Genomic DNA, 8528 nt, shown 5'->3' on the forward strand with positions numbered 1-8528 from the left:
GTGCTCTTCCTGCACGGGGCCTACGACACGGTCTGCGAGACGATGGACTCGCGGCTCGCCGAGCCCATGCGGGCCCACTGCGCCGACCTCACCGAGGCGGTGGTCGAGTCCGGCCACTGGATGGCGCAGGAGAAGCCGCGCGACGTGAACGCGGCGCTGGCGAAGTGGCTGGCGGCGAAGCTTCCCGACATCTGGCCGGGCTGACCCCCCTCACGATGTGAGGCGATATCTCACGCCCTTGGACGTGCGGCCGGTTTCGCCCGGCGCGTGAACCTCCCCGAATTCCAGGGACTCCAGAGATGACCACCTTCCATGCCGCCCAGGGCGTCAACATGTCCGCGTCGGTGGCGACATCGACGGCGACGCCGTGGCCGACTTCCAGATCCTGGTGATGGCCGGCGGCTCGCTGGGCGCGGCGGAGTTCGTCCTTTAGCCGCGAGGGGCGGCCCGGCGCGTCCGGGCCGTCCCGCTCAGCCCTCCCACGCCTTCAGCACTGCCTTCTTGGCCACCTGCCGGAAGCGCCGCTCCAGGAAGCCGCGGGCCACCTCGGCTGACAGCGGCTCCAGCTGGGCCACGACGCAGCGGGCGTTCTTGTAGTGGTTGTCGGCCCAGTAGGTCCCGGGCTCGGCCTCGACCAGCATCTCGACCTCCTCGACCGGCACGCCAGTGAAGTAGGCGCGGCCGCCGCCCAGCAGGCGGGCGAGGTCCTTGCCGTTTGCCTTGAAGTAGGTGGACCCCATGTTGAACCCCTCTACCGCATCGGGGAACGACAGGCAGAGGGCGCGGAACTCGGCCTCGGTCATCCAGCGGCGGCCTGTTCCGCCTCCCAGGCCTTCACCACCGACTTCTTGGCCACCTTGCGGAAGCGACGCTCGAGGAAGGCGCGGAACGAGCCAGGGTGCAGGTGCTCCAGGCGGGCGAGCACGCTGGGATAGTCCTTGTAGTGGGCCGTGAAGTGGAAGGTCCCGGGCTCGGCCTCGATCAGCATCTCGCGCTCGTCGAACGGCACCTCGAGCAGGACCATGGAATTGTCCTCGGCGCGCAGGCGGGTGAAGAACTTGCCGTTCACCTTGAACGATGGGCGGCCGTAGCTCATCCCCTCCTCGGCGCCGGGAAAGCTGAGCGCGATCTCGCGCATCTCCTCGGGGGTCATGGCTTGACCTTCGGCAGCGGCTGCATGGCGTCGATTCTGATCCCCGCGGCGCAGGCGTCAATCAGGCCCTGCAGCCGCTTCGCCCGGGTCTCGGCGCGCTTGGCCGCCGTCACGCGGTGGGTGTTCAGCTTGCGATAGCCGGGCGGGCACGACCGCCAGAAGGTCCACGCCGCCCTGTTCGCCTTGAACGCCTTCGTCTCCGCCGGCGTGAACTCGTCGGCGGGCCGCTCGTACGAGTAGGTGGGACCGCGAGACTTCGCCGCGTCGAGCGCCGCCTGTCCGGCCGGCGCGATCCGGCCGGCCGCCTTCAACTCTGCGAAGCGCTTGAGGTTGACCTGGCTCCAGGTGCTGCCCGCCCGGCGCGGGGTGAAGCGGATGCGATAGGTCTCGTCGTCGATCCGGTGGCGCACGCCGTCGATCCAGCCGAAGCACAGCGCCTCGTCCACGCTCTGCGGCCAGGTGATGGACGGCTTGCCGCTGTCGCGCTTCCAGAAGCCGACCGACAGTTCGTCGGCCGTATCGTGGTGCTTTTCGAGCCAGGCGCGCCAGTCGGCGGCGGTTTCGAAGAAGGTGGGGGCGGTCATTACTCCACTATGGATCGACATGACCGGGCTTGTCCCGGGACCCATAGACTTGGGGCTAGCCGAGCCCGGCACGCCCAGGACTTGTATCCAAGTCAACCTCTGGGCGAAATCAATCGTCGATCAAGTCGAGGTATTGTTCGTCGAAGGTGGGCAAGCTCACGTCAAGTTGTTATGGTCAAGGTTACGCATTTGATATTGTTATGGCTTCCCTCATTTACTTGGACGCCAGCCCCTGTAGGCTCGGTCCTTCCAAGGTCGGGGTGAAGTCTGTGGGCTAAGGGGGCCCTTGCGACATGAAACACGCCTTGCTTTCGGCAGCTGCGGCGCTCGCGCTGTCATTTGCCGCGGGATCAGCCAACGCGGTGACCTTCGCCACGGCAGGAGACACGGCTTCCCTCGACTTCAATGGAATTGTCGATGGGGTCGTTGACCTGGATCTCGACGCCGACCTGACGCTGACGCTGCTCAGCATCACCGGCTCCTTCGACTACAATTTCTCGTATTCGCTGTCGAACAACTCGGCCGGCGATGACCTGCTCTCACGACTCACGGCCTTCGGGTTCAACGTCAATCCGGACTTCGATGACGCCACAGTCAGCGGAGAATTCGACCAATGGGCTTCCGGCAACGTGCCGGGCGGCCTGCCCGACGTGGAATTCTGCGCCTCCGACAACACGAACAACTGCTCCGGTGGCGGTGGCGACGGTGTGGCGGTCGGTGAGACCGGCACGGGCTTCCTGACCCTCAGCTTCCTGGTCGATCCGGGGGCCGGCGGTATCGACCTGACCAACTTCTACGTCAGGTACCAGTCCCTTGGCCCGGATGGCGAGGGATCGGGCGTCGGCAGGGGCGTGCCCTGCGTCAACGGCGACTGCGGCGGCGGCGGCGGGAACGAGATTCCCGAGCCCGGAACCTGGGCGCTCATGATCCTTGGCTTCGGTGGCGCCGGGGCGATGCTCCGCCGTAACCGGCGCAGCCTGGCCAAGCTAGCTGCGTAGGCCTCCCCGGCTCCGCTGTACCCCCGGAGTCGACGCGCCACGCGCAGAGCGGGACCCCGGTAGCACCCACCGGGGTTCCGTGCTGGCCGCGAAGGAAGCGGAGGCGCTAGTACGCTAGCGCCACGCCGTCCTTGCGCATCTCGGTGGCCGCCGCATAGCGGCCCGGCCACCTCTGGATCGCCTGATAGCCGCCATAGCCGCCTGGAGCGGGCTTGATCTGCCAGCCGATCTTCGCGAGCTCGGCCTGGGTGGCGGCGGGCACACCGGTCTCCAGGTTCAGCACGCCGGGCTGGCCCAGGTCCTCCCCCGTCGGCTCGGACCCGCCGTCGTGGTGCCAGCGCGGGGCGTCGCCGGCCTCCTGCAGGCCGAGGCCGAAGTCGACGAGGTTGGAGACCACCTGGGTCTGGCCCTGGGGCTGCATGTCGCCGCCCATGACACCGAAGCTCAGCAGCGGCTGGCCGCCCTTGGTCGCGAAGCCCGGGATGATGGTCTGGAAGGGCCGCTTGCCGGGCCCGTAGAGATTGGGGTGGCCGTCCGTCAGCGCGAACAGTTCGCCGCGGTCCTGCAGCATGAAGCCCAGGCCGTCGGGCATCAGGCCCGAGCCCATGCCGCGGTAGTTGGACTGGATGATCGACACCATCATCCCGTCCTGGTCGGCGGTGGTGAAATAGGTGGTGTCGCCGCGGCTGGGCGCCTGCCCCGCCGAGAGGTTCGGCGCGATGCGGTCGGGCCGGATCAGCTTCGCGCGCTCGCGGGCGTAGTCCTTCGAGAGCAACCAGTCAGTGGGCTGCCGGTAGATGGCGGGGTCGGCGTAGAAGCGGGCGCGGTCCTCGAAGGCGAGGCGCTTGGCTTCCACCGCATGGTGGATGGCGGCGGCCGACTGGAAGCCCATGGCCTTGACGTCGAACTCGGCCAGCATGGCCAGCATCTGCAGGGTGACGAAGCCCTGGCTGTTCGGCGGCAGCGCCCAGACGTCGAGGCCGCGGTAGTCGATGCTGCGGGGCTCGACCCACTCGGTCTTGTGGGCGGCGAGGTCGGCCCTGGTCATCCAGCCGCCGATCCGCTTGAAGTAGCGCTCGATGGTCTCGGCGATCTCGCCCTCGTAGAAGGCCCGGCCGCCGCCCTCGGCGATCAGGCGGTAGGTGCGGGCAAGCTGCGGGTTCCTGAAGATCTCGCCCTCGCGCGGCGTGCGGCCATCGGCCACCCAGACCTTCTTGAAGTTCTCGATCTCCTCGATCGCCTTGTTGGCCGAGAAGCTGCGGTTCGAGGCTTCGAGGTAGAACGCCGTGTTCTGGACGATCGGCGCACCTTCCTCGCAGTGGCGGATGGCGGGTTGCAGCAGGTCCTTCCACGGCAGCTTGCCGTAGCGCTGGTGCAGGCTCCACCAGGCGTCGACGGCGCCCGGCACACTGACCGAAATGGCGCCGTGCGAGGGGATGAAGCCCTTTGGCGTGGCGCGCCGGCGGATCTCCTCGAGGCTGAGGCCGCGCGGGCTGCGGCCCGAGCCGTTCAGACCGATGACCTTCTTCGTCTTCGGGTCCCACAAGAGCACGAAGCAGTCGCCGCCGATGCCGCAGGCGATGGGCTCGCCGTAGCCCAGCACGGCGTTGGCCGCGATCGCGGCGTCCACCGCCGAGCCCCCGGCCTTCAGGATCTCGATGGCCGCCAGCGTCGCCAGCGGATGCGCCGTGGCCGCCGCGCCATGGACGCCCCAGGCGGCCGAGCGGCTGGCGAAGGTGGCGCCGTCGATGCGGTCGCCATGGCGCACGTCGGGCCGGTCGCGGTTGGGGTTCTCGGCGCGGGAGGTGGCGAAGGCGGGCGCAGCGACGGCGGCGGGCAGGGCGGCGAGGAAGGTGCGGCGGCGCATCCAGGGACTCCACTGTGGCGGCAGAGGTTTAGCAGATGCCGCGGGCGCCGCGATGGACGGGCTGAAACATGCGGCGGGCGGGGCGCCTGAAGTCCTGGCGCCTCGGATCATGCGTTTGGCGCCGGCGGTCATGGCTCGCGACGGCAGGGCGCCTAGGCTTGGGATCAGGAGGACCCATGGCCAACGTTGAACTCGCCGCCGACGCCCCCTGGATCGCGCACGCGGCCGCCGCAACGGCGCTGGTGCTGCACATCGGCGGCGGGAGCCTGGCGATCGCCTCCGGCTACGTGGCCATGGCGGCGAAGAAGGGCGGGCGGGCCCACCGGCTGGCCGGCAAGGTCTTCTTCGGCGCGATGCTGGCCATGACCGGCGTGGCGGCGATCACGGCCCCGATGCTGACCGAGGCGCAGTGGGTCAACACGCCGGCGGCGATCTTCACGCTCTACCTGACGCTGACGGCCTGGCTCACGGCGCGGCGGCGGCCCGGCGAGGTGGGCCGCGCCGAGGTCGGGCTGGTGGTGATCCCAGTGGGGATGGCGCTGGTGGGCCTCTACCTGGCGGTCCGCAGCGGCGGGGCGGGCGAGTTCGGGCCGGTCTATGCCTTCGCGGGGATCTCGGCGCTGGCGGCGCTCCGGGACGTGGCGATGCTGCGGGCCGGCGGGATCGCGGGTGTGGCGCGCACGGCGCGGCATCTGTGGCGGATGAGCCTGGCGTTCTTCGTCGCCACCGGCTCGTACTTCTTCGGCCAGCCGAACTTCCAGCCCGACTGGCTGCGCGGCAGCCCGCTGGCGATGATCCTGGGCCTCGCCCCTCTGGCGTTGATGGCCTTCTGGCTGGTGCGGGTGCGCGTTCCGCGGCGCCGGGCGCGGCCGGCGACGGCGTAGGGCGCGTCACAGCCCCTCTTCTCCTCACCCGCAGGCGGGCGGTGGCGCGGAGCACCGGGCATCCCTATCAAGGCCGCCATGAAGTCCATCATGCCCTGGATCGCCCGCGCGACCCTGCTTGCGGTGCTGGCGGTCGCGTTCGCCGGCGCCATCGACCCGCACCACAACGCCGAGCGCTCGGTCCCGCCGGCCGACGTGGTGGAGCACGTGGCCTACGGCTACCTGCTGACGGTGCTGACCATCGCCTCGCTGCCGCGGGTGAACCCATGGTGGATCGGCGGGGCCTATCTGGCGGTCGGCGGCGGTTTCGAGGTCATGCAGATCTTCGGCCTGGTCTCCGGGACGTTCCAGTGGAAGGACCTGGCCTCGAACCTGGCGGGGATCGTCGCGGCGCTCGCGCCGCTGGCGCTGGGGCGGCGCTCTGGCGGGCGGGGGTGAATCCGCACTAGGATCGGCCCGTTCAGGACAAGGGGTGGCGACGTGCGTGCAGGGGTTCGTGCAGGGGTTCTCGGGGGTCTCGCGGTGGCGGCCCTGGCGTCGGCGGCCCACGGGCAGGAAGCGGCGAGCCTGACGCTGCTCTGCACCGGCACGGACGCGACGGTGGTGGCCATGACCCCCTACGTCTGGACCGGCCGCGCCTACTACGGCGGCGTCGGCTACGGCGAGGGCCGCGCCGCGGCCCAGCTGGGCGTGGCGGTCGACGGCGGCAAGGTCCGCGTGAGGCCGCCGAAGAGCTCGGTCCCGCTGTTCTCGAAGGAGTCGAAGGACGGCTGGTACGAACTGACCGACGTCACGGTCGACCGGCTGCAGATCCGCGGCCGGATGAAGTGGAACCGCATCGACCGCGCGAAGCTCGCCATCGACCGCCGCACCGGCGCGGCCACCTTCGGCGCCTTCTCGGGCGCCTGCTCGTCCGTCCCGAACAGCCCGGATGCGACGAAGTTCTAGGCGCCGCCCTCGCTCCACACCGCCAGCTCGTTGCCGGCCGGGTCGGTGAAGTGGAAGCGGCGGCCGCCGGGGAAGCTGAAGATGGCCTTGGTGATCTGGCCGCCGGCCGCGCGCACCTTGGCCTCCATGGCCTCGAGGTCGTGGGCGTAGAGGATCACCAGCGGCTTGGCGACCGCGCCCTCGTCCGCCTGGCCCGCGTGGAAGCCGCCGTCGAGGCCTTCGTTGAAGGCGGCGTAGTCGGGGCCGTAGTCGGTGAAGCTCCAGCCGAACGCGGCCGTATAGAAGGCCTTGGCGGCGGGCAGGTCCCCGCCGGGCAGCTCCACGTAGTCGACCTTGCCGTCCTCGTGCATGGCGGGCTCCCTGTTCGTCGTTTGTTCCAAACCTAGCGACGCCTCAAGGCAGAGTCCAGACCGCCGTCTTCTTCACTTCCATGTCCTCGAGCTCGCGGGTGGTCGGCACCTGGTACTCGGCGAGTTTCGCAAGGCCCTGGCGGGGGAAGTAGCTGCGGCCCGGGTCGCCGATCAGCACGTTGGCCCCGACCGCCCGCGCGGCGCCCAGCCAGGCCATCACCCGCTCGGCGAGCGGCTTCTCGTAGCAGATGTCGCCGGCCAGGATGACGTCGGCCCAGGCGGGTGGCGGGGCGTCCAGCAGGTCCGTGTCGGTGAAGTCGACGGCAACGCCGTTGGCCTCGGCGTTCAGCGCCACGGCCGCGCCGCAGAAGGGGTCGATGTCGGCGGCCAGCACGCGGGCGGCGCCCGCCTTCGCCGCGGCCAGCGCGACGATCCCCGAGCCTGAGGCGAAGTCGACGACGGCCTTCCCCGCGACCAGCTCGGGATGATCCAGGACGTAACGGGCCAGCGCCTGCCCGCCGGCCCAGGCGAAGGCCCAGAACGGCGGCGGCAGGCCGATCTCGGCCAGGGCCTCCTCGGTCATCCGCCAGAGCGGCGTCACCTCGTCGGCGAGGCGCAGGGTGAGCTCGGGCGTGTGCGGCGGATGCTGCGGCCGCGTGTGGTCGAGGATGAACTGCCGGTGCGTTGCTCGGGGGATCATCGCCGCTTCCTCGTCCGCCGGGGCGGCGAGGTCAACGGCGATCGGGCCCTCAGCGCGTCGTGCGCGGGGGCCGGACGTCGCCACCCAGCAAAGGCTTCCAGGGCTCACCCTTGGCCGCCGTCTCGTCGCGGCGCCAGCGGTCCCCGAAGGCCTTCAGATGCCCGTCGAACGCCTCATGGCGCTCCCGCTCCGGGTCGGCTGCGAGCCCCGAGCCGGGGTAGGCCGAAATCCGGGCAAGCAGGGCTTCGAACCGCGCCCTTTCCAATGGGGTGGACTGATCGAGCCGGCTCGCGAGCTGGCGTGCTTCGGCGATCGCGCGGTCGAGGTCGGCCTTCGTCCTGAGCGGTGCGGCGGCGAGGTCCATCGGGCAGCTCCCGATCCCTGAGAGGTGAGTACGCCCTCCACTTCGAATATGGGATCGCGCGGGAGCGGCGCAATGCCTTTAGTGTGGGCCTCCATGCTGGCCTCCGACCCCGCCGCCGCCGAACAGCGCCTGCGCGACCTCTGCCTCGCCCTGCCGGAGACCGGCGAGCGGATCAGCCACGGCATCCCGGCCTTCGACGTGGCCGGCAAGATGTTCGCCTACTTCCGCCACAACCATCACGGCGACGGCCTCAGCTGCGTCTGCGTCAAGACGAGCGGGCGCGACGAGCAGGAGTTCCTGTGGGAGGCCGACCCCGACACCTACTCGAAGCCGGCCTACCTCTGGCCGTCGGGTTGGGTCGCGGTGTGTCTCGCCGAAGGGCGGGTGGACTGGGACCTCGTCGAGGCGCGGCTCAGGTCCAGCTGGATGCTCGCCGCGCCGAAGCGGCTCACGAGAGCGACTGGATAGCCGTCTGGTGCACGCCGCGCTCCTCGGGCGTGGCGCCGCCGCCCTGGTCCTCGCTGGCGGGCTTGCTGGACGCCTGGCGCAGCACGTCGAAGTAGCTGGGCGCGGTCAGCATGCCCGGCATCACGCCCTTGGCCGTCAGCAGGCGGTGCGTGCGGGGCAGGTTGTAGCAGGGCACATGCATGAACATGTGATGCTCGCAGTGGTAGTTCACG

Annotated in this window: 13 protein-coding genes and 1 pseudogene; 6 read left to right on the forward strand and 8 right to left on the reverse strand. The window is 70.1% G+C overall.

Annotated features, from left to right (window positions below):
• Positions 1-204, forward strand: a pseudogene (locus tag VGD44_RS18425) (hypothetical protein); the annotation flags it as partial.
• A 266-nt stretch (positions 205-470) separates the two neighbouring features.
• Here VGD44_RS18425 and VGD44_RS18430 read toward each other — a convergent pair.
• The 3 genes from VGD44_RS18430 to VGD44_RS18440 are packed head-to-tail and all read right to left on the reverse strand — an operon-like array spanning position 471 to position 1737.
• Positions 471-803: an MmcQ/YjbR family DNA-binding protein gene (locus tag VGD44_RS18430; RefSeq protein WP_331089831.1), complete on the reverse strand. Its 333-nt coding sequence runs from the start codon at positions 801-803 to the stop codon at positions 471-473.
• Positions 800-1153 carry an MmcQ/YjbR family DNA-binding protein gene (locus VGD44_RS18435; protein WP_331089833.1) on the reverse strand — a complete coding sequence of 118 codons (354 nt, stop codon included), beginning with the start codon at positions 1151-1153 and terminating at the stop codon, positions 800-802. The genes VGD44_RS18430 and VGD44_RS18435 overlap by 4 nt, the downstream gene beginning before the upstream one ends.
• A complete protein-coding gene (locus VGD44_RS18440) occupies positions 1150-1737 on the reverse strand; it encodes a YdeI/OmpD-associated family protein (RefSeq protein ID WP_331089835.1) in 588 nt (195 codons plus the stop codon). The genes VGD44_RS18435 and VGD44_RS18440 overlap by 4 nt, the downstream gene beginning before the upstream one ends.
• A 293-nt stretch (positions 1738-2030) precedes the next feature.
• Between VGD44_RS18440 and VGD44_RS18445 the strand changes: the two genes are divergently transcribed.
• Positions 2031-2735: a cistern family PEP-CTERM protein gene (locus VGD44_RS18445; RefSeq protein ID WP_331089836.1), complete on the forward strand. Its 705-nt coding sequence runs from the start codon at positions 2031-2033 to the stop codon at positions 2733-2735.
• Between the two features lie 106 nt (positions 2736-2841).
• Here the strand turns inward: VGD44_RS18445 and VGD44_RS18450 are convergent, their stop codons facing one another.
• Positions 2842-4602 carry a gamma-glutamyltransferase family protein gene (locus VGD44_RS18450; protein ID WP_331089837.1) on the reverse strand — a complete coding sequence of 587 codons (1761 nt, stop codon included), beginning with the start codon at positions 4600-4602 and terminating at the stop codon, positions 2842-2844.
• Positions 4603-4778: 176 nt separating this feature from the next.
• Between VGD44_RS18450 and VGD44_RS18455 the strand changes: the two genes are divergently transcribed.
• From VGD44_RS18455 to VGD44_RS18465, 3 genes are all read left to right on the forward strand, one after another.
• Positions 4779-5486 (forward strand): hypothetical protein, encoded by a 708-nt coding sequence (locus VGD44_RS18455; protein WP_331089838.1) that lies wholly within the window; start codon positions 4779-4781, stop codon positions 5484-5486.
• Between the two features lie 78 nt (positions 5487-5564).
• A complete protein-coding gene (locus VGD44_RS18460) occupies positions 5565-5924 on the forward strand; it encodes a hypothetical protein (protein WP_331089839.1) in 360 nt (119 codons plus the stop codon).
• A gap of 84 nt (positions 5925-6008) precedes the next feature.
• Complete coding sequence (locus VGD44_RS18465; protein WP_331089840.1) at positions 6009-6434, forward strand: hypothetical protein; 426 nt, start codon at positions 6009-6011, stop codon at positions 6432-6434.
• Here the strand turns inward: VGD44_RS18465 and VGD44_RS18470 are convergent.
• The 3 genes from VGD44_RS18470 to VGD44_RS18480 are packed head-to-tail and all read right to left on the reverse strand — an operon-like array spanning position 6431 to position 7848.
• Positions 6431-6784: a VOC family protein gene (locus VGD44_RS18470; RefSeq protein WP_331089841.1), complete on the reverse strand. Its 354-nt coding sequence runs from the start codon at positions 6782-6784 to the stop codon at positions 6431-6433. The two genes, VGD44_RS18465 and VGD44_RS18470, sit on opposite strands and share 4 nt — an antisense overlap.
• A gap of 43 nt (positions 6785-6827) precedes the next feature.
• Positions 6828-7484 carry a methyltransferase gene (locus VGD44_RS18475; protein ID WP_331089842.1) on the reverse strand — a complete coding sequence of 219 codons (657 nt, stop codon included), beginning with the start codon at positions 7482-7484 and terminating at the stop codon, positions 6828-6830.
• A gap of 49 nt (positions 7485-7533) precedes the next feature.
• Positions 7534-7848, reverse strand: a complete 315-nt coding sequence (locus tag VGD44_RS18480; RefSeq protein WP_331089843.1) for a hypothetical protein — start codon at positions 7846-7848, stop codon at positions 7534-7536.
• A 72-nt stretch (positions 7849-7920) separates the two neighbouring features.
• Between VGD44_RS18480 and VGD44_RS18485 the strand changes: the two genes are divergently transcribed.
• Positions 7921-8316, forward strand: a complete 396-nt coding sequence (locus VGD44_RS18485) for an MmcQ/YjbR family DNA-binding protein (protein WP_331089844.1) — start codon at positions 7921-7923, stop codon at positions 8314-8316.
• On the opposite strand, the gene VGD44_RS18490 is transcribed toward VGD44_RS18485, so the two are convergent.
• Positions 8297-8528, reverse strand: a 232-nt coding sequence (locus tag VGD44_RS18490) for a fatty acid desaturase (protein WP_331089845.1), incomplete at its 5' end; no start/stop codon positions are given. The two genes, VGD44_RS18485 and VGD44_RS18490, sit on opposite strands and share 20 nt — an antisense overlap.

The organism is Phenylobacterium sp. (genome assembly GCF_036402295.1).
In the GTDB taxonomy this organism is placed as follows: Bacteria; Pseudomonadota; Alphaproteobacteria; order Caulobacterales; family Caulobacteraceae; genus Phenylobacterium.

Bases quoted from the DNA above. Each gene is read 5' to 3' on its own strand.
- VGD44_RS18430 (WP_331089831.1), bottom strand. From the start codon at position 803: ATGACCGAGGCCGAGTTCCGCGCCCTCTGCCTGTCGTTCCCCGATGCG.
- VGD44_RS18435 (WP_331089833.1), bottom strand. From the start codon at position 1,153: ATGACCCCCGAGGAGATGCGCGAGATCGCGCTCAGCTTTCCCGGCGCC.
- VGD44_RS18440 (WP_331089835.1), bottom strand. From the start codon at position 1,737: ATGACCGCCCCCACCTTCTTCGAAACCGCCGCCGACTGGCGCGCCTGG.
- VGD44_RS18445 (WP_331089836.1), top strand. From the start codon at position 2,031: ATGAAACACGCCTTGCTTTCGGCAGCTGCGGCGCTCGCGCTGTCATTT.
- VGD44_RS18450 (WP_331089837.1), bottom strand. From the start codon at position 4,602: ATGCGCCGCCGCACCTTCCTCGCCGCCCTGCCCGCCGCCGTCGCTGCG.
- VGD44_RS18455 (WP_331089838.1), top strand. From the start codon at position 4,779: ATGGCCAACGTTGAACTCGCCGCCGACGCCCCCTGGATCGCGCACGCG.
- VGD44_RS18460 (WP_331089839.1), top strand. From the start codon at position 5,565: ATGAAGTCCATCATGCCCTGGATCGCCCGCGCGACCCTGCTTGCGGTG.
- VGD44_RS18470 (WP_331089841.1), bottom strand. From the start codon at position 6,784: ATGCACGAGGACGGCAAGGTCGACTACGTGGAGCTGCCCGGCGGGGAC.
- VGD44_RS18475 (WP_331089842.1), bottom strand. From the start codon at position 7,484: ATGATCCCCCGAGCAACGCACCGGCAGTTCATCCTCGACCACACGCGG.
- VGD44_RS18480 (WP_331089843.1), bottom strand. From the start codon at position 7,848: ATGGACCTCGCCGCCGCACCGCTCAGGACGAAGGCCGACCTCGACCGC.
- VGD44_RS18485 (WP_331089844.1), top strand. From the start codon at position 7,921: ATGCCTTTAGTGTGGGCCTCCATGCTGGCCTCCGACCCCGCCGCCGCC.